The organism is Mesorhizobium sp. Root102, from assembly GCF_001425625.1.
Classification (GTDB): Bacteria; Pseudomonadota; Alphaproteobacteria; order Rhizobiales; family Rhizobiaceae; genus Mesorhizobium.
The window spans coordinates 257,298-280,031 of the sequence record NZ_LMCP01000048.1; the positions used below are offsets into that span (position 1 = coordinate 257,298).

Consider the following 22,734-nt stretch of genomic DNA (forward strand, 5'->3'; position numbering starts at 1 on the left):
CATGCCTGCTGAGTGTCAATCGCGAGCCGCCTGGCTGACGGTCGTCGGTATCGGCGAGGACGGTTTAGCGGGTCTCGGCGACGAGGCCAAGCAGCGGATTGCCCAGGCGGAGATCATCTTCGGCGGCAAGCGGCACCTCGCCCTTGTCGCTTCCTTCGCCAATGGCGAGCCGCACCCATGGCCGGTTCCTTTCGATGCCGAAATGCGAGACGTGCTGGCGCTGGCCGGCAGGCGCGTCTGCGTGCTCGCCTCCGGCGATCCGTTCTTCCACGGCGTCGGCGCCACCCTCGCCCGCAAGGTCAAGCCGCAGGAGATGCATGTCATTCCCGCGCCATCGGCCATTTCGCTGGCAGCCGCGCGGCTGGGCTGGGCGCTGCAGGATATCGAGACCGTCTCATTGCATGGCCGGCCGCTCGACCTGATCCGGCCGCTGCTGCACCCAAACGCGCGCATCCTGGCGCTGACGTCGGATAACGATGCGCCGGCGGCGATCGCCCGCCTGCTCATCGAACTCGACTTCGGTGCCTCGCGGCTGACGGTCCTGGAGGCGCTGGGCGGGCCAAACGAGAACCGACGCTCGGTCCGCGCCGATGCCTTCGATCTCGAAAATATCAATCCGCTCAACGTTCTGGCGGTCGAAGTTGAATCTGGTCCGGATGCGCGCGTCCTGCCGCTCACGTCAGGCCTTGCCGATCATCTGTTCGACCATGACGGCCAGATCACCAAGCGCGAGATCCGCGCCATCACCCTGTCGGCGCTGGCGCCGCGGCGCGGCGAGTTGCTGTGGGATATCGGCGCTGGCTCCGGTTCCATCGGCATCGAATGGATGCTGGCCCACCCTTCGATGCGCACCATTGCCATCGAGGCCGATCCGATCCGCGCCTCCCGCATTGGCCGCAACGCCGCCGCCTGTGGTGTTCCCGGCCTTGTCGTAGTCGAAGGCAGCGCCCCCAAGGCGCTTGCGAGGCTGGAGACACCTGACGCGATCTTCATTGGCGGCGGCGGCAGCGACACCGGCGTCTTGAACGCTGCTGTCAAGGCGATGCGCACTGGCGGCCGTCTCGTGGCAAACGCGGTGACGCTGGAGATGGAAGCCCTGCTTCTTGCCCAGCATACGAAGCTTGGCGGCGATCTCACACGGATAAGCATCTCCCGGGCTTCACCAGTTGGCTCGATGCAGGCCTGGCGGCCTGCCATGCCGATCACCCAATGGAGCTGGGTGAAGCCATGATGGTCGCTGGCATCGGCAGCCGAAAAGGTGTGCGTGTCGAGGACGTGCTTGCCGCGATCGAAACCGCGCTGGAGACGCATGGGCTGGCGATGACGGCTCTTTCGGCGCTGGCGACTGCCGCGCTCAAGAAGGATGAAGAGGCGATCCCTGCCGCTGGCCGCGCGCTGCGCCTTCCGGTCATCGTCGTTGATGACTCAGCACTTCAGGCCGCCTCTCCAGATACGCTCAGCCATTCCGATCTCTCGCAGGATCTGGCCGGCACGCCATCGGTTTCCGAGGCATCCGCCGTTGCCGTCGCCGGCAAAGGCGCAAAGCTGCTCGGGCCCCGCACGGTGCTCGGCCCGGTCACCTGCGCCATCGCCATCAGCGGAGATGCGCCATGACGGTCCATTTCATCGGCGCCGGCCCAGGTGCCGCCGACCTCATCACGCTGCGCGGCGCGAGGCTCTTGGCGAGCTGCCCGGTCTGCCTCCACGCCGGCTCAATCGTCGCGCCCGAATTGCTGCAGCACTGCGCAACGGGGACAAAACTGATCGACACAGCACCGATGTCGCTCGACGAGATCGAGGCCGAGTATGTCGCGGCGCAGAAGGCCGGCCATGATGTGGCGCGTCTCCATTCCGGCGACCTGTCGGTATGGAGCGCCGTTGCCGAGCAGATCCGCCGGCTGGAAAAACATGGCATTCCCTACACGCTGACGCCGGGCGTGCCGTCCTTTGCTGCCGCGGCCGCCGCATTGCGCCGCGAGCTGACCATTCCCGAAGTCGCGCAAAGCCTGGTGCTGACCCGCATTTCCGGGCGCGCATCAAAGATGCCGCCGGGCGAAACGCTGGCCGGCTTCGGCCGCACCGGCGCCACCCTGGCCATTCATCTGGCCATCCACGCCATCGACCGCGTCGTCGCCGAACTCACACCGCACTATGGCGGCGATTGCCCGGTGGCGATCGTCTTCCGCGCGTCCTGGCCGGACGAGCGCGTGCTGACTGGCACGCTGGCGACCATCGAGGCACAACTCGCAGCCGATCCGATGGAGCGCACGGCGATCATCTTCGTCGGCCGCTCGCTGGCGGCGGAAGGTTTTGGCGAGAGTTCATTGTACGACGCCCACTATCAGCGGCGTTTTCGCGGACGGGACGGATTGTGAGCGGCAGCACCAAAAACGAGGGCGAAAACGCCACGCTCGAACAGGCTTTGTCCCGGCTGAATTTCAAGCCGTGCCGGCTCGAACCGGGCCACGTCTGGCTGGCCGGCGCCGGCCCCGGCGACCCCGGCTGCCTGACCCTGGAAGTGTTGGCGGCGTTGGCCGAAGCGGATGCATTGGTCTACGACGCGCTGGTTTCATCGGATGTCGTCGCCGTAGCCCAGAATGCGGATCTTTTCTTTGCCGGCAAGCGTGGCGGAAAACCGTCGATGAAGCAGGACGACATCACAGCACTGCTGGTGCGGCTGGCGCGGGAAGGCCGCCGCGTCGTCAGGCTGAAGGGCGGCGATCCCTATATTTTCGGCCGTGGCGGCGAAGAAGCTCTGGCGCTGGCGCGCGAAAATATCCCCTTCCGCGTCCTGCCCGGCCTGACCTCGGGCCTCAGCGCGATGGCCGCGACAGGCATCCCGGCCACCATGCGCGGCATCAACAAGGCTGTGATCCTGGCCACCGGCCACGCCGCCGGCACCGATGACGATCTCGACTGGGCGGCGATCGCCCGCACAGGCCAGCCTGTCGTCGTCTATATGGGCATGGCCAATCTGCCCCTCATCGCCGCGGCACTGCTGGACGGCGGGCTGGCGCCGTCGACACCGGCGGCCGTGATCGTCGCCGCGACGACACCGCAGGAACGAACCGTCGTCGCCACGCTCGCCACCATTGCCGAGGAAGCGGCCGCCGCCGGTCTCGCCTCGCCGGCGCTGATCGTCGTCGGCGGCATCGTTGCGATGCGCGCGGCGCTGGCGGGGCAAGCATGACGGCCCGCGCCATCATCATCGGCGCGCCGCGCTCCGGCTCCGGCAAGACCAGCGTCACCATCGGCATCCTGCGCGCGCTCGCCCGGCGCGGGCTGAAGGTGCGCGGCGCCAAATCCGGCCCCGACTATATCGACCCCGGCTTCCACACCGCCGCCACCGGCCTGTCCGGCGTCAATCTCGACAGCTGGGCAATGCCGCCGTCGCTGCTCAATGCGCTGGCCGCGCAAGCCGCCGATGACACTGATTTTGTCATCCTCGAAAGCGCCATGGGCCTGTTCGATGGCATTCCGGCCGCGCCAGGGCGCACCGGCTCGGCGGCCGACCTGGCGCGGCTCTATGGCCTGCCGGTGCTGCTGGTGCTCGACGTTTCCGGCCAGTCGACCACCGCGGCCGCCGTCGCCAAGGGTTTTGCCACCTATGACCCGGACGTGCGCATGGCCGGTGTCGTGCTCAACCGGCTGGGCAGCGAGCGGCACCGCAAGCTGTGCAGCGACGCCATCGAGGCGATCGGCCTGCCGGTCGTCGGCGCCATCCTGCGCGATCCCACCCTGAACCTGCCCGAGCGCCACCTCGGCCTCGTCCAGGCCGGCGAATATGACGACCTGATGGCGCATCTCGACCGCCTGGCCGACATGGCGGAAAAATCGCTCGACCTCGAAGCCATCATGGCCTTGGCGACACCCCTCACCCCGGCGCCCGGCGGTTTTGACGACGCGCTTGTGCCGCCCGGCCAGCGAATCGCGCTGGCCGAAGATGCTGCCTTCACATTCCTCTATCCGCATGTCGCGGCTTACTGGCGCAAGGCCGGAGCCGAAATCGTCCCGTTCTCGCCGCTCGCCGACGAAGCGCCCGACGAAGACTGCGATGTCTGCTGGCTACCGGGCGGCTATCCCGAGCTTCACGCCGGCCGGCTTGCGGCGGCAGGGAACTTCAAAACCGGAATGGCAAGATTCGCGGCGACAAAGCCCATCCATGGCGAGTGCGGTGGCTTCATGGTGCTGGGCAAATCTCTGGAGGATGCCTCCGGCGAAACGCATGCGATGCTAGGCCTACTCGGCCATTCCACCAGCTTCGCCAGGCGCAAGATGAATCTCGGCTATCGCGAGGCGCGGCTGCGCGCGGATTGCCCGCTGGGCTCGGCTGGCGCATTGATCCGTGGCCACGAATTCCACTATGCGCAGATGACCTCTGCCGGCAATGACGAGCCGCTGGCCGACCTTGCCGACGGCCAGGGCAATCCGATCGGCGCCTCGGGCTACCGGCGCGGCCATGTCAGCGGCACCTTCTTCCATGCGATTGCGAGGGGCTAGAGCATGAAGTTCAAGAACCTGGCCCTTTCACCGCGGCAGGTCGTCGACGACATCGCGCTTTGCCTGGTCTTCTTCACCAGGCTGCCGCTACCCGTCTTCGACTTTCGCGGCCGCAGCCTTGCCGCCGCGATCTGGGCCGCCCCTGTCGCCGGGCTCGTCGTCGGCCTGATCGGCGCGATCGTCTTTGCCACGGCGGAACGGTTTGGCCTTGCCATGGGGCCGGCGGCAGCTCTTGCGCTTGTGGCAACCGTGCTCACCACCGGCTGCCTGCATGAGGACGGGTTGTCCGACGTCGCCGACGGCTTCGGCGGCGGCAAATCGCGCGGCCGCAAACTCGAGATCATGCGCGACAGCCGCATCGGCGCCTATGGCGCAGCGACGCTGGCTCTGTCGCTGCTGATCCGCTGGAGCGCGCTGTCGGAATTCGTCGACCCCACACAGGCGCTGTTCGCCCTCCTGGCCGCCCACGCGGCCTCGCGCGGCCTGCTCGGCGCTTTCATGCATCTCTTGCCCCCGGCGCGGGTCGACGGCCTCTCGGTCGGTGCCGGCACCGTCTCTGCCGAAACGGCAACAGCCGGCGCCGTGCTCGGCGCGATTCCGCTCCTGCTGCTCGGGCTGGGCGGCGCCGTTTTCGCGCTGATCTTGCTTGGCCTGCTGTTTGCCGCCTTCCGCGCGCTTTGCCTCAACCAGATCGAGGGCCAGACCGGCGACACGATCGGCGCTTTGCAGCAGGCGAGCGAAATAGCGGTGCTGCTCGTCGCTTCCGTAGCCCTTTCCTGATTCCCTTTGGCCTGATTCCCTTTCGGAGACTTTGCCCCCATGCCCTTCAAATCACTCGAAGAACTGCGCGCCGCCTGCCTCGACCTGCCGGCTGGCAGCGATGCCGCGGCCAATGCGGTCGCCCGCCGCCAGGACACATTGACCAAGCCGCAAGGCAGCCTTGGTCGGCTGGAGACGATCGCCGCCTGGCTGGCGCGCTGGCAGGGCCGCGACATGCCAAAACTCGACCGTGTCAAAGTCTTCGTCTTCGCCGGTAACCACGGCGTCACCGCGCAAGGCGTGTCGGCCTATCCTTCTGAGGTCACTGTGCAGATGGTGGCCAATTTCGCCGGCGGCGGTGCCGCCATCAACCAGCTTGCCCGCATGGCCGGCGCCGAACTCGACGTCATCCCGCTCGACCTCGATCATCCCACGGGCGATTTCACGCAAGTGCCAGCAATGGACGACAAGGCGTTTCTCGCCGCAGTATCCACCGGCTATGACGCGGTGACGAAAGACCTCGACCTGATCTGCTTCGGCGAGATGGGCATCGGCAACACAACGCCGGCGGCGGCAATCTCAGCCGCCCTGTTCGGTGGTGGCGCGGAAAAATGGACCGGGCGCGGCACCGGCGTCGATGACGCCGGCTTGAAGCGCAAGGTGGTCGCCATCGAAGCCGGCCTGAAGCGCCACGCCGCCGCCCTTGCCGACCCGCTCGGCATCGCCGCAGCACTCGGCGGTCGCGAACTGGCCGCCATCTTAGGCGCCACGCTCGCCGCCCGCCATCTGGGCATACCAGTGCTGCTCGACGGCTTCGTCTGCACCGCCGCCGCCGCCCCACTGGCAAAGCTGCACCCGACCGGCCTCGCCCACACCGTATCGGCCCATGTCTCGGCTGAGTCTGGCCACCGTGGCCTGCTCGAAGCCCTCGGCCTGCCGCCGCTGCTCGATCTCGGCATGCGGCTCGGCGAAGGCTCCGGCGCCTGCCTCGCCGTCAACATCGTCCGCTCGGCACTGGAATGCCATGCCCGCATGGCGAGTTTTGCCGAGGCGGGTGTGTCGGAGAAGTAGTTATCCATTCCCCGCATCGACCGTCGTCGTCACGACAAAGGAAGCATCTTCCGGCAACGGCGATTCTCAAATAGCTTTTGCGGATGAAAAAACTTCATCCCGTCGCAGCTGCAGCGTCTATCGCCGTGGCGGTTGCTGTTGTGCTCCGTCACAGCAGCTATTCAAGTCATGGCCCGATCGATACCGGCATCTTCGTTGTCTTCCTGGTATTCTTCTGGTGGCTCATCAGCGATTTCTCCAGAGGAAAAGATGGAATCGGCGCCAGCGATGCTGCAGCCGGGGAAAAGGGCATTGCTTTTCGATTCGGCCGGTTTCTGAGCCGCATTTTCCAACGCGGCTGAATCGCCACGAGATTCGGATAGCGCGGTTAAGGAATTACAGTCGGACAGCCCGCCCGAGACGCGCCAAACGCGTCTCGTTTTCAGGGTCTTTCCACCAAGTCTTTGAAGAATTTGGTGGGTGCGCACAGGATTGAACTGTGGACCCGCTGATTAAGAGTCAGCTGCTCTACCAACTGAGCTACGCACCCACTCGGCCGGCAAAAACCGGCGTTGGCGGGCATATAGCCGCCACCATCGGTCCTGTCCAGCCCTGCCGGAATCATTTCCCGACAAATCGCTTAAGTGCCGCGGATGGTCAGACGAACAGCCTGCCTTCCGCAACCTTGATCGCATTGCCCCCGATGCGCGCCGAGGCCAGTTTTCCGCCTTGCACGGTCAGTTCGAGGCGGATGCGCGATGGCCGGCCCATCTCCAGCCCCTGCTCGATCCACAGCTGCGAAATGCCGTCGGTCGGCGCGTCGAAATGCATGATGGCGCCGGCAAAGGCGGCTGCCGCCGAGCCGGTCGCCGGATCCTCATAGGAAGGCGTGCCGGGCACGATCATGCGCACATGGAAGGCGCTTTCGTGGTTCACCGTCTCGCGGCAGTAGACATAGGGGCTGGCGAAGGCCCATTCGCTCTTGCGCGGCGCCAGTTCCGACCAGGCCTGGTTGTCCAGCCGGATGCGGCCCGCCGCCTCGAGATTGGCAACCGGGATGGTCACGTAGGGCACCCCGGCCGACCAGAACGCGACGCGATGATTCTCGAAGCCGATCTCGTGCGGCGTCAACCCAAGGGCGGCGCCGATCGCCTCCGGATCGGCCTCGAGCGTCAGCGGCTCCGGCAGCTTCGCCAGGTCGAACTCGGCAAAGGTGTTGCCGTCGTGCTTGCTGACGGCGCAACGCACCGGGCCGATGTTTTCCTCAAGCACGAAGATGCCCGCGCCGCCCTCTTCCGCCAGTTCCGCCAATGCGATTGCCGAGCCTACGGTTGGGTGGCCGGCGAACGGCATTTCATAGTCGGGCGTGAAGATGCGAATGCGGTTTTTATGCTTTGGATTGTCCGGCGGCAGCACGAAAACCGATTCGGACAGGTTGAATTCGCGCGCGATGGCCTGCATCGCGGCCGTGTCCAATCCCTTGCTGTCCAGCACGATGGCCAAGGGATTGCCGGCCAGTCGCTCGGTCGTGAACACATCATAAAGCAAGTAATTCCGGGTTTTCATTCCTGCCTCAATCCCAACATGGGCGAAATTTAATTTGATATTTGAACCAGTAATCCTGATCTGTGCACAGATAGGGACATTGCGCATTATAGGGGTCCAGCGTGGACCAGATTGTCAATCTGCCAAAGACGGAATCGGATTCCGCCATCGAGACGGCGCTTGGGCTCGACAAGACGGGTCGGCGCAAGTCGCGCCGGCGTGGCTGGCTCTATGCGCTGCTGGCGCTGATCGTGCTCGCCGCCGGGGTTGGCGCCTATCAATGGTATGCCGGCTCGCCGGCCAAGATTGACTACACCACAGTGCCTGCCGCCAAGGCCGACCTCACCGTCGCGGTGTCGGCGACCGGTACGCTGCAGCCGCTCACCCAGGTCGATATCTCTAGCCAGCTCTCCGGCGTCATCCGTTCGGTGTCGGTGGAGGAGAACCAGCAGGTCAAGAAGGGCGACGTGCTGGCTGCCCTCGACACCACCAAGCTGCAGGTGCAGATCGAACGGGCGGAGGCCTCCGCCAAGGGCGCCGCCGCCAATGTCGAGGACGCCACGGTAACGCTGACCGAGAACGAAAAGGCGCTTGTCCGCGCGGCGGCACTGACCAAGCGCGGCATGGCGACCGACCAGTCGCTCGAGGCGGCGACGGCGACGCGCGATCGCTCCAAGGCGGCGCTCGACAGCGCCACCGCCAATCTCGCCATCGCCAATGCCGATCTAAAATCGCAGCAGACCGACCTTGCCAACAGCACCATCTATGCGCCGATCGACGGCATCGTGCTGACGCGCTCGGTCGATCCCGGGCAGACGGTCGCCTCCTCCTTGCAGGCGCCCGTGCTGTTCATCATCGCCGCCGATCTCAGAAACATGGAACTGGTGGCGGCGGTCGACGAGGCCGATATCGGCGCGGTCAAATCCGGCCAGCATGCCCGCTTCACCGTCGATGCCTTCCCGGAGCGGCCGTTCGACGCCGAGATCCGCGACATCTCCTATGCCTCGGTGACCACCGACGGCGTCGTCACCTATAATGCGCGGCTTGAGGTCGACAACAACGAGCTGTTGCTGCGGCCTGGCATGACCGCCACCGTCTCGGTCGTCACAAAGCAGGCCAAGGGTGTGCTTACCGTGCCGGCCACGGCCTTCCGCTATCGCCCGGCGCAGCAGGCCGCCGCACGCGGCTGGAGCCTGAGCGACCTGTTCACCGGCCGCATGGGGCGCCCCGGCGGCAACCGCCAGCGACAGGCCGCCACAGTGCCCACCGACGGCTCGCGCACGCTCTATGTGCTGGAGAACGGGCGTCCGCATCCGGTCAGCGTCAAGATCGGCTCCACCGATGGCGAACTGACCGAGATCACTTCGGGCCTGGACGAAGGCGCTCAGGTCATCACCGCGTCGCAGCAGCGGAGCTGATGCCGTGGCCGCGGGCGCGACCCTCATCACCTTCGACAAGGTCTGGAAGAGCTACGGCCAGGGCGAGGCCCGGATCCACGCGCTGGCCGGCGTCGACCTTGCCATAAAGCGTGGCGAATTCGTCGCCATCATGGGCCCGTCCGGCTCCGGCAAGTCGACAGCAATGAACATCATCGGCTGCCTCGACACGCCGACGGCCGGAACCTATTCCTTCATGGGCATCGATGCCGGCCGGCTAGACCGCAACCGCCGCGCCATGCTGCGCAACCTCTATGTCGGTTTCGTCTTCCAGGGCTACAATCTGCTGGCCCGCACCACCGCTGCGGAGAATGTCGAGCTGCCGCTGATCTATCGCGGCGTTGCCGCCCGCGAGCGCCGCGACCTCGCCATGCAGGCGCTGGCGGAGGTCGGCCTTGTCGGCCGCGAGCATCACACGCCGGCCGAGTTGTCCGGCGGCCAGCAGCAGCGCGTGGCGATCGCACGCGCCATCGTCACAAGGCCGACGCTGCTCGTCGCCGACGAGCCGACCGGGAATCTCGACACCGCCCGGACGCATGAAATCATGGAACTGCTAAGGAAGCTGAACGAGGAGGTTGGCCTGACCATCACCATGGTCACCCACGAGGCAGACGTTGCCGAATATGCCAAGCGCACCATCCGCTTCGTCGACGGCCGCGTCGCCTCGGACACCTCGAAGCTGGAAGTGGCTCAGCCATGATCCCGAAAAGTGGAATCCGGTTTTCGGAGAAGATCATGTTCAAACAAAGAGATGATAGAGCCCCATCCCGGCTCTGTCGGGATGGATCAGGCTCTATATCATGATCTGGGAAACCGTCCGCCTCTCGCTCCGCTCGATCCGCCGCAACGTGCTGCGCTCGTTCCTGACCTTGCTCGGCATCGTCATCGGCGTCGCCGCCGTCATTGCGATGCTCACCATTGGCTCCGGCACCACGCAAAAGGTCAAAGCCGACATCTCCAAGCTCGGCAGCAACCTGCTGGTCGTCCGTTCCGGACGCCCGGCCGGTCCCGGTGGTCCGGGCGGGCTCGACCAGGTGGTGCGTCCGCTGGCCGAAAAGGACCTGGCGGCGCTGGTCGCGCACCTGACCGGCGCGCGCGCCATTTCGCCGGCATCGCAAAAGCAGGTCCGCGTCATCTTCGGCACCGAGAGCCTGACTTCGGGCGTCACCGGCACCGACAGCGCCTATCTCGATGCGCGCGACTGGAAGCTGGTGTCCGGTCGTCCGTTCAGCGATTCCGAAACCCGCTCGGGCACCGGCGTGTGCCTGATCGGCGAGACGGTGCGCCAGCAGTTCTTCGGCGCCGGCGACCCCGAGGGCGAGATCATCCGCGTCAACCGCACCTCCTGCAAGATCATCGGCCTGCTCGAGCCGAAGGGCTATACCGGCTTCGGCCAGGACCAGGACAATGTCGTCCTGATGCCGCTGCATGCCTATCAGCGCCGCATTGCCGGCAACCGTGACATCGACAGCATCTACATCGCCGCCGACGACCGCACGCCGACCAGCGAACTGCAGCCGCGCGTCGAGGACATCTTGCGCGATATCAGGCGCATCACGCCCGAGCGCGAGAGCGATTTCGCCATCCGCGACATGACCCAGATCGCCGACGCCATGGCCAGCGCCACAACCACCATGACCGGGATGCTGGGCGCGGTCGCCGGCGTGAGCCTGCTGGTCGGGGGCATTGGCATCATGAACATCATGCTGGTGTCGGTCACCGAGCGCACCCGCGAGATCGGCATCAGGCTGGCCATCGGCGCGCATGAAAAGCACATCCTCATCCAGTTCCTGGTCGAGGCAACGGTGCTATCGCTGCTCGGCGGCATCGTCGGCATCCTGATCGGCCTGGCGCTGGCCGGCCTCGCCTCGGTGATGCTGACCATCCCCTTCGCACCGAGCCCGGCGGTCATCCTGCTCGCCGTCGGTTTTTCCGCGCTGATCGGCATGGTGTTCGGCTTCTTCCCGGCGCTGCGCGGCGCCCGGCTCGACCCGATCGACGCGCTCAGGCACGAATAGGGCAACCCGGCCGGAACGCGGCCAGCGCTCCGACCGGTTTTGCACAGCCTTCGACGGTTCCGCTCGGCCACCACTGTCCCCGCACCGTTCGCGATGCTAGGGCAATTGGGTGGAGGAATAGCCAATGAGCAAGAAGGCGCGACTGATCCTGGCGATGGTCATCATCGAGGCCTTCCTTGCAGGCATCTGGTGGTATCTCGCCCGCTATGGCCTCGCCAATCCCGATCGCGTCACATCAGATTTTCAGGCAGTCGTCGGCCGGACCATGGGAATGGCGATGGGCGGCTTGCTGGGCATCGGCCTTATCATGTTTATCGTCGCCGCCAGCAACGACCGCAAGGCGGCGCAGAGCAAGACGCTTCGTTAATCGACGCCCGAAAAATGCCACTCGATCAGCGGCTTCATGTGCGCTGACAGCCCGGCCGGCAGGTCGGCGGCATGGCGGATGATCACCGGCCCTTCGATCTCCGGCTCGGTCTCGGCGGCAACGAAGGCGCTGATGCGACGGGCGATCTCGTCGGCGGACGCTGTCTCGTGGTAGCGGCGGAAGATCACCGTGCCGCTGTTGGTCGACATGGCATAGTAGCGTTTACCGCGCGCCGCACCGGTTAGATCGATGCCTGTTTCCTCACGCACTTCGCGAATCGCGTTGAAATCGACATCGACGAGGCCGTTGCGGAAATCGACCGGCTCGAACGAGCCGGCGGCGAAATAGACGCTGCCGGCGTTGACCGTGTGCGGTCCCATGCGGATCGCCACCAGCGCGTTGTCGCCGGCCACCAGCATGGCATGCGCATAGGCGTGCTCTGCGCCCGAATTCTCGCGCCGTTTTCGCCATAGCATGAACGTCGAATAGGTGACCGCATGACAGCGGCCTACGAGACGGTTGTCGCGGTACGCAAGTTGCGACAGCAGCACCACCGTACCGTCGAACAGCGCCGGATTGGCCGCGATCTCGCGCTGCCAGTTCTCGGCGATCGCCTCCGCATTGTCCAAGGCGAAGGGATGCGGGCCGGGATCGAGCCGGACGTCGACGGCGTCGACCGGCAGGATGACATTGCGCGGCAGGTCGAAACTCATGTTGCTCCAACGCTGCTTAGGTCATGTCCAGGGTAATGGCCACCGGACAATGGTCCGACGCCTTCGGCCGGTCCCAGCCGGCGCGCGGAAAGCGCTCGACTTCCTGCCCAGGCGGAAAAATGGTCCGCCAGGGCTGGCCGTTGCGGATGATGTCGGGAACGGCCGTGGCGTTGCTGGCGGCAAGCCCCTTCGACAGCAGGATATAGTCGAGCTGGCACAGATGCCGCTCTTCCGGTCCGCGCGTGTGGTACAGACTCCAGCGGTTCATCTCGGGGCGCCGCTCGACGACGTTTTCGCAGAAGCCGCCTTCTGTCAGCACATTGATGCAGGACACGGCCTCGTCGACCACCTCGAAGCGGTAGCCGTCGATCGCGTCGCCGGCGATCTTCACGCGCTGGCGGTAATCGTTCATGTCGCCGCAGATCGCCCACCGCTTTTCGGCGGCGTGCTCCCCACCGAAACGCTCCTCGATGATCCGTCGCACGGCTTGCGCCTCCGCGATGCGCACCGGCATCGTCGCCGCGCGCCCGTCGAGCCCGTTGCGTGGCGAGCCCATCGACTTGAAATGCACGAGGTAAAGCGTCAGCGGCACGCCGCCCACTGTAATGTCGACTTCCAGGCAGTCACGCCGGAAGATGCGTTCATTGGCCTGGTTGCCGAGTGCCGCAAGCTCCGGCGTATGCAGCCCGAACTGCTCGTAGGTGACATAGGCGTGGCTGGTCATGCGCACGAATTCGATCGGCTGGCCCTGCGCGGTTTCGTTGCGCATCATCACGGCAACGTCGATGCCGCGCGAATCATTGCCCGAGGTGGTGTATTTCTGCCGGTAGCCTTGCCCCACCATCTTGAATAGATAGCCGTATTCGAAGGCCTTCAGCGCCTCGATGTTGTCGACTTCCTGCATGCAGATGATGTCGGCGCGGGTGGCCGCGATCGCCAGCGCCGTCAGTTGGCGCGTGTCGTCGGACTGGGCGATGGCGCGGGCCTGCTCCAGCATCTTGTATTCGGCTTCGCTCTGGATATCGAACAGCGCCAGCGTGCGATCCTCATTGAGCTGATTGCGATAGCCGGAATAATCGAACCTGTTCATCAGGTTCTCGACATTGAAGGTGGCAAGGCGCAGCGACATGCCATGACCTTTGCCCGCAAGCGCTAGAGAAAACAAGCGCGCAGGACCACCAGCGGGGATCGACTGGTCCTGGGGCATTCGCGCCATGGTTGACGGAACCTTTCCGTTCATCCGCCGTTCAGATGCAAACATCCATTGTTGCCCCATTCCTCGGGTGGGCGTGGGGCCTGTAACTCTTGGAGAGTGCAATGAATTCGCTCTTTTCTTCCACGGTCAAATCCGGGCTGATAGCGCTCGGTATCCTTTCCGGCGTCACGGCGCCGTCCGCAGCCGGACCGATCCTGCAGCCGAACATGTCAATTCCCACCAGCACGGCGGCGCCGACGGTGACGCCAGTGCGCGACGAATGGGCGGGCGGCAACAACCGCCAATTCAACAACGAATGGAGATGGCGCCGTCATGACGGGCGCCGCAATTGGAACGGCAACCACGGAAACTGGAACGGTGGAGACAATTGGCGTTGGCGCCGTCACCACTATCGCGGCGGCCGTTACCACGATGATGGAGCGGCCGCACTCCTGGGCCTTGGGCTGGGGCTTGGCATCGGCAGCATGTACAACAACTACGACTACTACAATGCACCGCCGCCGCGCCGCTACTACCGTGCCGGCCGGCTTTCGAGCGCCCATGTCCAATGGTGCTACAACCGCTACCGGTCGTACCGGGCCTACGACAACACGTTCCAGCCCTACAACGGCCCGCGCCAGCAATGCTGGTCGCCCTATAGCTGAGTTAGCCTCAGAAATTAAAAACGGCGCCACGTGGCGCCGTTTTTTTTGATCTTGACGGTTCGAAGCTGCCGTCTTCCGGCGATAGACCTTCGCTCAGTTCTTGGCCTTGTCGACCAGCTTGTTCTTGGAAATCCACGGCATCATCGCGCGCAGCTTGGCGCCGACTTCCTCGATCTGGTGGCTGTCGTTCATGCGACGGATGCCCTTGAAGCGCGACATGCCGGCACGGTATTCCTGCATCCACTCCGAGGTGAACTTGCCGGTCTGGATGTCCTTCAGCACGCGTTTCATCTCGGCCTTGGTCTCGGCGGTGATGATGCGCGGGCCCGAGACATATTCGCCCCACTCAGCGGTGTTCGAGATCGAGTAGTTCATGTTGGCGATGCCGCCTTCATAGATCAGGTCGACGATCAGCTTGACCTCGTGCAGGCACTCGAAATAGGCCATCTCCGGCGCGTAGCCGGCTTCTACCAGCGTCTCGAAGCCGGCACGGATCAACTCGACCAGACCGCCGCACAGCACGACCTGTTCGCCGAACAGATCGGTCTCGCATTCCTCGCGGAAATTGGTCTCGATGATACCCGAACGGCCGCCGCCGACGCCGCAAGCGTAGGACAGCGCCAGGTCGAGCGCGTTGCCCGAAGCGTCCTGATTGACGGCGACCAGGCACGGCACGCCGCCGCCCTTCTGGTATTCGCCGCGCACCGTGTGACCGGGGCCCTTCGGTGCGATCATGACGACGTCCACAGTCGACTTCGGCTCGATCAGGCCGAAATGCACGTTGAGACCGTGCGCGAAGGCGATTGCGGCACCATCGCGGATGTTCGGCGCGATCTCGTTCTTGTAGATGTCGGCCTGCAATTCGTCGGGCGTTGCCATCATCATCAGGTCGGCCCATTTGGCGGCGTCCGCCACGCTCATCACCTTGAGCCCGTCGGCTTCGACCTTCTTGGCGGTCGCCGAGCCGGCCTTGAGGCCAATGGCGATCTCCTTGGCGCCGGAATCCTTGAGGTTGAGCGCGTGCGCCCTGCCCTGGCTGCCGTAGCCGATGATGGCGACCTTCTTGCCCTTGATCAGATTGAGATCGGCATCACGATCGTAATAGACGCGCATTTTGTCTTCCTTCCCGTTTTTACAAATCAGAGGCCTTGCGGCCCGGTTTTTGCTCCATGAAGAGCGAGAAACTGCTGCGTCGCCCGCGCGGCATCGCCGCCGATCGCCGCCTCAGTCAATTCCAGCCGGTCGCCGAGCAGCAGACGGATCTGCACATCGCGGGCGACCAGCCCGAAAAAGGTGCGGAACGCCGTTTCGGCATCCGCAAAGTCGAGTAGCCCGGCCTGCCGGCCGGCCTCAAGCACCGGCTTCAGGCGCCTGGCCAGTGCAAAGCGGCCGTTCTCCAGCACCACGGCGCCGAGATTGTCCTTGCCGGAACCAGCATGGCCGACCGCAACCCGGTTGAGCGCGATCGAGGTATCACTGGAGATCACCTGGAGCCAGTCCGAGGCGAAACGTTCGAGGCTTGCCGTCAGCGAGGCAAGGTCCAGGCCCTTGCCGTCGACCTGCGCCACCCGCACTTTCGAAGCCTGCCATTGCACCGTCGCCGTCAGCAGCCCGTCGCGATCGCCGAACCACTTGTAGAGCGTTTCCTTGGAGCAGCTGGCGCGGCGCGCCACGGCGGTCATGGTCAGTTGGTCGCCCTCCTCGACCAGCAGCCGCAACGCTGCGTCGAGCACGGCCTTCTGCCGCTCCGTCAGCGCTTCGCTGGTGTCGATGTCAGGCACGATGTGCAACACGCTTTTCTCTCGAAAGGCAGGGCCATCGGTCGTTCCGACGCGCCGTACCGTACGTTACGGTTCGGCATATTGCGCAATACGAGGCCGCGCGCAAGAGCACGAGCGCAAAATATCTGCAAGGGGATGGGCGTTGCCGTGCGACAAGCCTCGCTAATCGCTGGCTGGCGGCTGACGCAGCCGGCCAAGCAGTGCCGAGACCATGGTCAACTCATCCGCCGACAGTTTGGCGCCGACCAGTTCGGTGATCGACCGTCCGTAGACAGCCCACATCTGGCGGCGTGTCTCTCGCCCGTTGGCGTTGATGCGGATGGTCTGGCCACGGCCGTCATCGGCCACCGGCAGTTTCTCGACGAGCCCATCGGCCTCGAGCCGGGCCAGCAGGCGCGAAATGTTGTATTGCGCGAACAGGGTGCGCTCGATGAGCTGGAACGGCCGCAGCCCGCCCTCACCCGCCTCGGCAAGCTCATGCAGCACGTCGTACCAGGCAAGCGGCGGCAGGCCTGAGGCCTTCAACGCCTCTTCAGCGCTTTCCATCAGCTGGCGCGAAACCCGCATCAGGCGGGCCCAGGCCTTGATGGCTTCGGGCGAAGGCGTGGCTTTCTCGGTCATGGCCGCATGCTTAGACGATAGATGCAGTTGCATCAAGCTTGACGATCGATGCGCATGCATCTACATAGATGCAATTGCATTAACTTGGAAACCACCATGAAACACAAGCTCATTCTCGTCAGCCATCATCTCTGCCCCTATGTGCAGCGCGCCGCGATTTCACTGGCCGAAAAAGGCGTGCCGTTCGAGCGCGTCGATATCGACCTCGCCAACAAGCCGGGCTGGTTCAAGGCGATCTCGCCGCTCGGCAAGGTGCCGCTGCTGCGCGTGCAGCGAAATGGCGAGGAAACGGTGATCTTTGAATCGGCCGTCATCCTCGAATTCCTCGAAGAGACGCAGGCCAACCCCCTCCACCCTGCCGACCCCTATGCCCGCGCCCGGCATCGCGCCTGGATCGAGTTCGGCTCGGCCACCCTCAACACCATCGGCCGGTTCTATTCAGCATCGACCGAAGCCGGATTCCTGGCCGAATCCAGCGCGCTGTCCGCCATGTTCGATCGTCTCGAAGCCGAGCTAGCGGACGAGACTGGCGGACCCTGGTTTGCCGGCGAGCGCTTTTCACTCGTCGACGCCGTCTACGGTCCGGTCTTCCGCTATCTAGACGCCTTCGACCGGGTCGGCGATTTCGACATTCTGGATGGCAAACCGCTCGTCCAGGGCTGGCGCAAGGCGTTGAGTGAACGCCCGTCGATCAAGCACGCCGTGGCGCCGGACTACCCGCTGGGCCTGCATGCCTTCCTGCGAGCGAAGGGATCGTACCTTTCGGGCCTCATTGGACGAAGCGATCCGGCCACCGCGCTTCAGTCAGCCCGATCCGCTTGAACGGATCGAATACGGTTCCCGCGACCATCGAGGCGAGGAACTGCGGCGCCGGCGGGATCTTCGCCACCGTCGCCACCAGCCTGTCGCGGATGAAGGGCAGCGCTACGGAATCCGACTGGTAAAACGGCGTGAATGCGAGCGACAGCGCCTGGAAGACGCGGACATGCCAGCGCCGCGCCTTCGCATAGGCTTCCAGTGCTGCCTCGACGTTTGGCGTCCGCGCCAGCGCATGGCTGAGGGCGGCGGCGTCGAGCAGCGCCATGTTTGCCCCTTGCCCGAGTTGCGGGCTGGTCGAGTGCGCCGCGTCGCCGATAATGGCCAGCCGCCGCCCAACCGGCCGCTTCATCGTGTGGTGGCGATAGCGGGCCAGCGAGAGCTGGTCGAAACTGTCGATCTGGCTGGTGTACGCCTCGCTCTCGGGCCACAGCCGGACCACCCTCTCCTTCCAGGCGTCCAGACCCCGGGCGCGCACCTCATCGGCATCCGACGGCTTCAGGCTCCAGAAGAATGCCGCCATCTTTTCAGCGCCCGGCTCCGGTCGCCCGATCGGCAGCACGCCGATCATCACGCTCGCTCTGTCGTAGCGCTGCAGCAGCGCGTGCTCGTCAAAACCTTCGCCGCGCCAGCCGAGCGAGGCCCAGAACGCACCATAGGTGAGTGGTTGTGGCTCGCCTGGAGCACTTGCGCTGCGTCGCAGTTTCGAGCGCGAACCGCTGGCGTCGACGACCAGGTCGAACGGCCCCGCCTTTCGTCCGTTGCCACAGATCAACGTCGCTCGTTCGCCGGTCTCCAGAGCCTCGATCTCAACGCCGGTCTCGATGGCGATCGCCTCGCGCTGCGCGGCGCGGAAAAGCACGCCGAACAAGGCCGCCCGGTGCACCGCCAGCCCGAAGCGGCCACCGCGTTGCGCATCATAGCGGACGTCGAGCACGGTACGGCCGCTGTTGGCATCGGCGCCGTGCAGGCGATCAATGCGGCTGCCCAGCGCCAGTATGTCGTCGAGCAGGCCAAGATCGGCCAGGACCGTCAGCCCGGTCGGCTGCAGGATCAATCCGGAACCGACCGGCTTCGGTTCGTCGAAGCGCTCGAAGACGGTGGCCCGATGCCCGGCGCGCTTGAGATAGAGCGCCATGGCCAGTCCCGCCGGCCCGGCGCCTGCAATTGCGATGTCGTAGGAAATGCCAATGCCCCCAAAGCCGTATGGCCGGGACAATCCTTCAGCGGCCGGACGAAATCAAGCCGCCAACGGCCTTGTCCCGCTCACGCCTGGGTGGCATCAAAGCCGGCACGCGCGTTGCGCACGGCGTCATGATTGAGCTCGGCCCACAGGATCAGCTGATGCAAGGCGCTGAACATCGAGTGTCCGAGATCGGTCAGGCTGTATTCGACGCTCGGCGGCTTGGTTGGGAACACTTCGCGATGCACATAGCCGTCGCGCTGCAGATCGTAGAGCGTCTGCGTCAGCATGCGCTGTGAAATGTCGGGCACCAGCCGCCGCAACTCGCCGAAGCGGTACGGATGCTCGGCCAGCGCCATCATCAGCAGCGAACTCCATTTGCCGCTCACCCCCTGGATGACATCGCGGACCGGACAATCGGCAAAATTGCCGCCGCCGGAGATCGCGTTGTAGACCTCCATCTTCGATCTCAGATTGACGATCTTGCTGTCCACCGCTGGTTCCCTGCGCGTGCCTACCTCCCGAAAAACTGCCTTCTTTACGGCAACAGGTCAATTCCTATTTTAGTGCTGGTCTCTTTTTGAGACCGACACTAGAACCGCGCTTCCGGCGCAACGTCAGGATCCTCCATGACCGAAACCCTTCTCGTCACCGGCGCTTCCGGCCAACTCGGCCGCAGCGTCATCAACCACCTGCTGGACTCACTCGAGGTTCCGCCTCCGCGGATCATCGCCACCACCCGCAATCCGGAAAACCTCGCCGACCTGGCGGCGCGCGGCGTCACCATCAGGGCCGCCGACTTCGACGACGCCGCATCACTGAAGGCTGCATTCAAAGGCGCCGACAAGGTGCTCATCATCTCGACCGGCGAGATCGACCTAGCTAACGGCAAGCGCCTGAGGCAGCATGAGAACGCGGTTGCTGCCGCGAAGAAGGCCGGCGTTTCGCACCTGCTCTACACCTCGATGCCGAATCCGGAACCGGTTTCGCCGGTACTGTTTGCCAATGATCACTACGGCACCGAGCAGGCGATCAAGGCCAGCGGCATCGCCTACACCATCTTCCGCAATGGCTGGTACCAGGAGAACATGTTCATGGCACTGCCGCAGGCCATCGCTTCGGGACTCTGGTACACGTCCGCCGGCGACGGCCGCATCGCCCACGGCGCGCGCGACGACATGGCAGCAGCGATCGCCGCCGGCCTCGCTGCCGTTGCAAACGAAAGCAAGACCTACACGTTGACCGGCCCGCAGGCCTACACCACGGCCGAGATTGCCTCGCTGGTAAGCGAGGTCACCGGCAAGCCGCTCCACGTCGTGCCGGTTTCGGATGAAGCTTTGACCGAAGGTGTGAAGGCGGCTGGCGTTCCCGAGGACTTCGCCCGCATCATCGTGTCGTTTGACGCCAACACGCGCGCCGGCCGCATCGCCATGGTGACGGACGCGGTCGAGACGCTTTCCGGCCGCAAGTCGAAAACGCTGAAGCAGTTCCTTGAGGCGAACAAGGCCGCCCTAGCCGGTTGAAGCGGAGTGACATGGACTGTGCCGTGAGGCACAGTCCATTCGCCGATCCGCCAAGACATGCCTAGATCGCCACCTGCGTGCCGATCTCCACCACGCGTCCGGTCGGGATCTGRAAATACTCCGTCGCGTCGGCCGCCGTGCGCGCCAGGCCGATGAACAACCGRTCCTGCCACACCGGCATGCCGGAATTGGGCGAGGCCTTGAGCGAACGCCGCGACAGGAAGAACGAGGTCGTCATGATGTCGAACTTCCAGCCCTGCTTGNTCCTGCCACACCGGCATGCCGGAATTGGGCGAGGCCTTGAGCGAACGCCGCGACAGGAAGAACGAGGTCGTCATGATGTCGAACTTCCAGCCCTGCTTGCGGCAGATCGCCAGCGCGCGCGGGATGTTGGGCTGCTCCATGTAGCCGAAGGTCAGCGTCACCCGCATGAACAGCTCGTTGACCGTCTCCATCTTGACCCGTTCGCTGTCGGGCACCACCGGCTGCGGCGCCGTCACCACCGAAAGGATGACGTTCTGCTCATGCAGCACCTTGTAGTGCTTCAGGCTGTGCATCAGCGCGGTTGGCGCGCTGAGCGGATCGCTGGTCAGGAACACGGCGGTGCCGGACACAAGCTGCGGCTTTTTCTTCAACAGATTGCCTGCGAGGAAATCGAGCGGGATCTCGTTGCGGCGGGTCTTGTCGAACAGAAACACGGCGGTGCCGGACACAAGCTGCGGCTTTTTCTTCAACAGATTGCCTGCGAGGAAATCGAGCGGGATCTCGTTGCGGCGGGTCTTGTCGAACAGGTAGCGGCTGCCGCGCACCCAGGTCCACATGGCCGTCACGATGGTGAAGGCCACGGCCAGCGAGGCCCAACCGCCCTCGAACACCTTGACGATGTTGGACGCAAAGAAACCGACGTCGATGAAACCGAACAGCACCGTCATCGCGACGGCCACCCACAGCCGCCATTTCCAGATCCGCGTCATGACCACAAACAAAAGCACCGTGGTCACCAGCATGTTGCCGGTCACCGAGATACCGTAGGCGGACGCCAGTTTGCTGGACTCGCCGAAGCCGACGACCAGCATCATCACCACCAGCGCCAGCAGCAGATTGATACGCGGCATGTAGATCTGGCCGGACTGCCTCTCCGACGTGTGCGAGATCTGGAGGCGCGGCAGCATGTTGAGCTGTACCGCCTGCCTGGCCAGCGAGAAGGCCCCCGAGATCACCGCCTGGCTGGCGATGACGGTGGCGGCCGTTGCCAGCACCACCATCGGGATCAGTGTCCAACCCTCGTTCATCTCGAAGAACGGATGACCGACCACGCCATTCTTCGCCAGCACGAAGGCGCCCTGCCCGGCATAGTTGAGCAGCAGGCAGGGAAACACGATCGCCAGCCAGGCGAGCACGATCGGCTTGCGGCCGAAATGGCCGAGATCGGCATAGAGTGCTTCGGCCCCGGTGACGGCGAGAAAGATGGCGCCGATGGTAACGAAAGCGACATCGGGCGAATTGATCAGGAAGGCAACGATGTAGTGCGGGCTGATCGCCAACAGGATTTCGGGGTCGGCGATGATGTGATTGAGACCGGACAGGCCGATGGCCAGGAACCACACGGCCGTGATCGGGCCGAAGATCAGCGCCACGCCACCGGTGCCGAAACGCTGCACCGAAAACAGGATCGCCAGGATGACAAGTGTCAGCGGCACGACATAGGGCTGGAAGGTCGGCGTGACGACATTCATGCCCTCGACCGCCGACAGCACCGAAATCGCCGGCGTGATGACCGCGTCGCCGAAGAAAAGCGATGCCCCGACAATGCCGATGCCGAGCATCAGGGCCGAGCGCTTGGGGAAACTACCGCGTGCCAGAGCCATCAGCGACAGCACGCCGCCCTCGCCGCGGTTGTCGGCGCGGAGCACGAACATGATGTATTTGATGGTGACGATGATCGTCAGCGACCATATGATCAGCGACAAAACGCCGAGAATATCGCCGCGCTGGGCGACATTGCCGCCCGATGACGCCACCAGCGCCTCGCGAAAGGCGTAGATCGGGCTGGTGCCGATATCCCCATAGACGACACCGAGCGCGCCCAGCATCAGAACCTTGGTGCTGTGCTGTTCGACTTCCGAATGGCTCGATTGTTCGACGGGTTCTGCCTCACTACCAGTATTGGTAAGGGCCATGGACGACACTCCGATAAGCGCGCGGTGCTCTACGCTTGCTGCGATGCAATATCAAGTGCCGCTGCGTAATGGCTGCCATGCCTGCCACGCGAGGCTTGTCGGTGGATCTTCGACCATTGGACATTCGCAGGTTCGATCCACGCTACCGGAGGCGCCCCACGACAGTCCGCACGCGCATCGATCAGATCGCCACCTGCGTGCCGATCTCCACCACGCGTCCGGTCGGGATCTGGAAATACTCCGTCGCGTCGGCCGCCGTGCGCGCCAGGCCGATGAACAACCGATCCTGCCACACCGGCATGCCGGAATTGGGCGAGGCCTTGAGCGAACGCCGCGACAGGAAGAACGAGGTCGTCATGATGTCGAACTTCCAGCCCTGCTT

At 64.6% G+C, this 22,734-nt stretch carries 23 protein-coding genes, 1 tRNA gene and 3 pseudogenes; 15 read left to right on the forward strand and 12 right to left on the reverse strand.

The features are described 5' to 3' along the window. Position 1: 1 nt before the first annotated feature. The 8 genes from ASD12_RS32470 (at position 2) to ASD12_RS32505 (ending at position 6,671) form a co-directional block, all read left to right on the forward strand. Positions 2–1,231, forward strand: a complete 1,230-nt coding sequence (locus tag ASD12_RS32470) for a bifunctional cobalt-precorrin-7 (C(5))-methyltransferase/cobalt-precorrin-6B (C(15))-methyltransferase (protein WP_056596792.1) — start codon at positions 2–4, stop codon at positions 1,229–1,231. Continuing rightward, complete coding sequence (locus tag ASD12_RS32475) at positions 1,228–1,614, forward strand: cobalamin biosynthesis protein (RefSeq protein WP_056596932.1); 387 nt, start codon at positions 1,228–1,230, stop codon at positions 1,612–1,614. Before ASD12_RS32470 ends, ASD12_RS32475 begins: the two co-directional genes overlap by 4 nt. Next, positions 1,611–2,375 carry a precorrin-4 C(11)-methyltransferase gene (gene cobM, locus ASD12_RS32480; protein WP_056596795.1) on the forward strand — a complete coding sequence of 255 codons (765 nt, stop codon included), beginning with the start codon at positions 1,611–1,613 and terminating at the stop codon, positions 2,373–2,375. The genes ASD12_RS32475 and cobM overlap by 4 nt, the downstream gene beginning before the upstream one ends. Beyond that, entirely contained in the window at positions 2,372–3,190 is an 819-nt protein-coding gene (gene cobA, locus ASD12_RS32485; protein ID WP_056596797.1) for a uroporphyrinogen-III C-methyltransferase, read from the forward strand. The genes cobM and cobA overlap by 4 nt, the downstream gene beginning before the upstream one ends. Next, entirely contained in the window at positions 3,187–4,500 is a 1,314-nt protein-coding gene (locus ASD12_RS32490) for a cobyrinate a,c-diamide synthase (RefSeq protein ID WP_056596800.1), read from the forward strand. The genes cobA and ASD12_RS32490 overlap by 4 nt, the downstream gene beginning before the upstream one ends. 3 nt (positions 4,501–4,503) lie before the next feature. Next, the gene (cobS, locus tag ASD12_RS32495) at positions 4,504–5,280 is read left to right on the forward strand and encodes an adenosylcobinamide-GDP ribazoletransferase (protein WP_056596804.1); all 777 of its coding nucleotides are present in this window, start codon (positions 4,504–4,506) and stop codon (positions 5,278–5,280) included. A 39-nt stretch (positions 5,281–5,319) separates the two neighbouring features. Then, positions 5,320–6,330 (forward strand): nicotinate-nucleotide--dimethylbenzimidazole phosphoribosyltransferase, encoded by a 1,011-nt coding sequence (gene cobT, locus ASD12_RS32500; RefSeq protein ID WP_056596808.1) that lies wholly within the window; start codon positions 5,320–5,322, stop codon positions 6,328–6,330. An 83-nt stretch (positions 6,331–6,413) separates the two neighbouring features. Further along, positions 6,414–6,671, forward strand: a complete 258-nt coding sequence (locus ASD12_RS32505; RefSeq protein WP_056596810.1) for a hypothetical protein — start codon at positions 6,414–6,416, stop codon at positions 6,669–6,671. Positions 6,672–6,783: 112 nt separating this feature from the next. On the opposite strand, the gene ASD12_RS32510 is transcribed toward ASD12_RS32505, so the two are convergent. Both ASD12_RS32510 and ASD12_RS32515 read right to left on the reverse strand, forming a co-directional pair. After that, positions 6,784–6,859, reverse strand: a tRNA-Lys gene (locus tag ASD12_RS32510). Positions 6,860–6,966: 107 nt separating this feature from the next. Then, on the reverse strand, positions 6,967–7,875 hold the full coding sequence (locus ASD12_RS32515; protein WP_056596815.1) for a PhzF family phenazine biosynthesis protein: 909 nt from the start codon (positions 7,873–7,875) through the stop codon (positions 6,967–6,969). A gap of 101 nt (positions 7,876–7,976) precedes the next feature. On the opposite strand from ASD12_RS32515, the gene ASD12_RS32520 reads away from it, so the two are divergent. The 4 genes from ASD12_RS32520 (at position 7,977) to ASD12_RS32535 (ending at position 11,675) form a co-directional block, all read left to right on the forward strand. Next, positions 7,977–9,272: an efflux RND transporter periplasmic adaptor subunit gene (locus ASD12_RS32520; RefSeq protein ID WP_056596816.1), complete on the forward strand. Its 1,296-nt coding sequence runs from the start codon at positions 7,977–7,979 to the stop codon at positions 9,270–9,272. A 4-nt stretch (positions 9,273–9,276) separates the two neighbouring features. Continuing rightward, on the forward strand, positions 9,277–9,990 hold the full coding sequence (locus ASD12_RS32525; RefSeq protein WP_056596818.1) for an ABC transporter ATP-binding protein: 714 nt from the start codon (positions 9,277–9,279) through the stop codon (positions 9,988–9,990). A gap of 100 nt (positions 9,991–10,090) precedes the next feature. Next, positions 10,091–11,308, forward strand: coding sequence for an ABC transporter permease (locus ASD12_RS32530; protein ID WP_056596821.1), 1,218 nt, complete (start codon positions 10,091–10,093; stop codon positions 11,306–11,308). A gap of 124 nt (positions 11,309–11,432) precedes the next feature. Then, the gene (locus tag ASD12_RS32535; protein ID WP_056596822.1) at positions 11,433–11,675 is read left to right on the forward strand and encodes a hypothetical protein; all 243 of its coding nucleotides are present in this window, start codon (positions 11,433–11,435) and stop codon (positions 11,673–11,675) included. On the opposite strand, the gene ASD12_RS32540 is transcribed toward ASD12_RS32535, so the two are convergent. Then, on the reverse strand, positions 11,672–12,388 hold the full coding sequence (locus tag ASD12_RS32540; protein WP_056596824.1) for a hypothetical protein: 717 nt from the start codon (positions 12,386–12,388) through the stop codon (positions 11,672–11,674). The two genes, ASD12_RS32535 and ASD12_RS32540, sit on opposite strands and share 4 nt — an antisense overlap. A 16-nt stretch (positions 12,389–12,404) precedes the next feature. Then, positions 12,405–13,517 (reverse strand): endonuclease/exonuclease/phosphatase family protein, encoded by a 1,113-nt coding sequence (locus tag ASD12_RS32545; RefSeq protein ID WP_056596826.1) that lies wholly within the window; start codon positions 13,515–13,517, stop codon positions 12,405–12,407. 188 nt (positions 13,518–13,705) lie between these two features. On the opposite strand from ASD12_RS32545, the gene ASD12_RS32550 reads away from it, so the two are divergent. Further along, positions 13,706–14,248: a BA14K family protein gene (locus ASD12_RS32550; RefSeq protein ID WP_056596831.1), complete on the forward strand. Its 543-nt coding sequence runs from the start codon at positions 13,706–13,708 to the stop codon at positions 14,246–14,248. A gap of 93 nt (positions 14,249–14,341) precedes the next feature. Here the strand turns inward: ASD12_RS32550 and ilvC are convergent, their stop codons facing one another. The 3 genes from ilvC to ASD12_RS32565 all read right to left on the reverse strand — a co-directional run bounded on the left by ilvC (position 14,342) and on the right by ASD12_RS32565 (position 16,650). Next, on the reverse strand, positions 14,342–15,361 hold the full coding sequence (gene ilvC, locus ASD12_RS32555) for a ketol-acid reductoisomerase (protein WP_023757108.1): 1,020 nt from the start codon (positions 15,359–15,361) through the stop codon (positions 14,342–14,344). Between the two features lie 26 nt (positions 15,362–15,387). Next, positions 15,388–16,041: a TetR/AcrR family transcriptional regulator gene (locus tag ASD12_RS32560; protein WP_056596835.1), complete on the reverse strand. Its 654-nt coding sequence runs from the start codon at positions 16,039–16,041 to the stop codon at positions 15,388–15,390. Positions 16,042–16,191: 150 nt separating this feature from the next. Then, the gene (locus ASD12_RS32565) at positions 16,192–16,650 is read right to left on the reverse strand and encodes a MarR family transcriptional regulator (RefSeq protein ID WP_056596838.1); all 459 of its coding nucleotides are present in this window, start codon (positions 16,648–16,650) and stop codon (positions 16,192–16,194) included. Positions 16,651–16,746: 96 nt separating this feature from the next. Between ASD12_RS32565 and ASD12_RS32570 the strand changes: the two genes are divergently transcribed. Then, positions 16,747–17,472, forward strand: coding sequence for a glutathione S-transferase family protein (locus tag ASD12_RS32570; protein WP_056596844.1), 726 nt, complete (start codon positions 16,747–16,749; stop codon positions 17,470–17,472). Here the strand turns inward: ASD12_RS32570 and ASD12_RS32575 are convergent. Next, a complete protein-coding gene (locus tag ASD12_RS32575; RefSeq protein ID WP_056596853.1) occupies positions 17,420–18,685 on the reverse strand; it encodes an NAD(P)/FAD-dependent oxidoreductase in 1,266 nt (421 codons plus the stop codon). The genes ASD12_RS32570 and ASD12_RS32575 overlap by 53 nt on opposite strands. Positions 18,686–18,732: 47 nt before the next feature. After that, complete coding sequence (locus ASD12_RS32580) at positions 18,733–19,143, reverse strand: helix-turn-helix domain-containing protein (protein WP_056596856.1); 411 nt, start codon at positions 19,141–19,143, stop codon at positions 18,733–18,735. A 135-nt stretch (positions 19,144–19,278) separates the two neighbouring features. Here ASD12_RS32580 and ASD12_RS32585 point away from each other — a divergent pair, with 135 nt between their 5' ends. Further along, the gene (locus ASD12_RS32585) at positions 19,279–20,172 is read left to right on the forward strand and encodes an SDR family oxidoreductase (RefSeq protein ID WP_056596859.1); all 894 of its coding nucleotides are present in this window, start codon (positions 19,279–19,281) and stop codon (positions 20,170–20,172) included. A 61-nt stretch (positions 20,173–20,233) separates the two neighbouring features. On the opposite strand, the pseudogene trkD (ASD12_RS35680) reads toward ASD12_RS32585, so the two are convergent. The 3 pseudogenes from trkD (ASD12_RS35680) to trkD (ASD12_RS32595) all read right to left on the reverse strand — a co-directional run. Further along, positions 20,234–20,435 (reverse strand): annotated as a pseudogene (trkD, locus tag ASD12_RS35680) (potassium transporter Kup); the annotation flags it as partial. Position 20,436: 1 nt separating this feature from the next. Next, positions 20,437–22,352: pseudogene (locus ASD12_RS32590) on the reverse strand (potassium transporter Kup); the annotation flags it as partial. A 181-nt stretch (positions 22,353–22,533) separates the two neighbouring features. Then, positions 22,534–22,734, reverse strand: a pseudogene (trkD, locus tag ASD12_RS32595) (potassium transporter Kup); the annotation flags it as partial.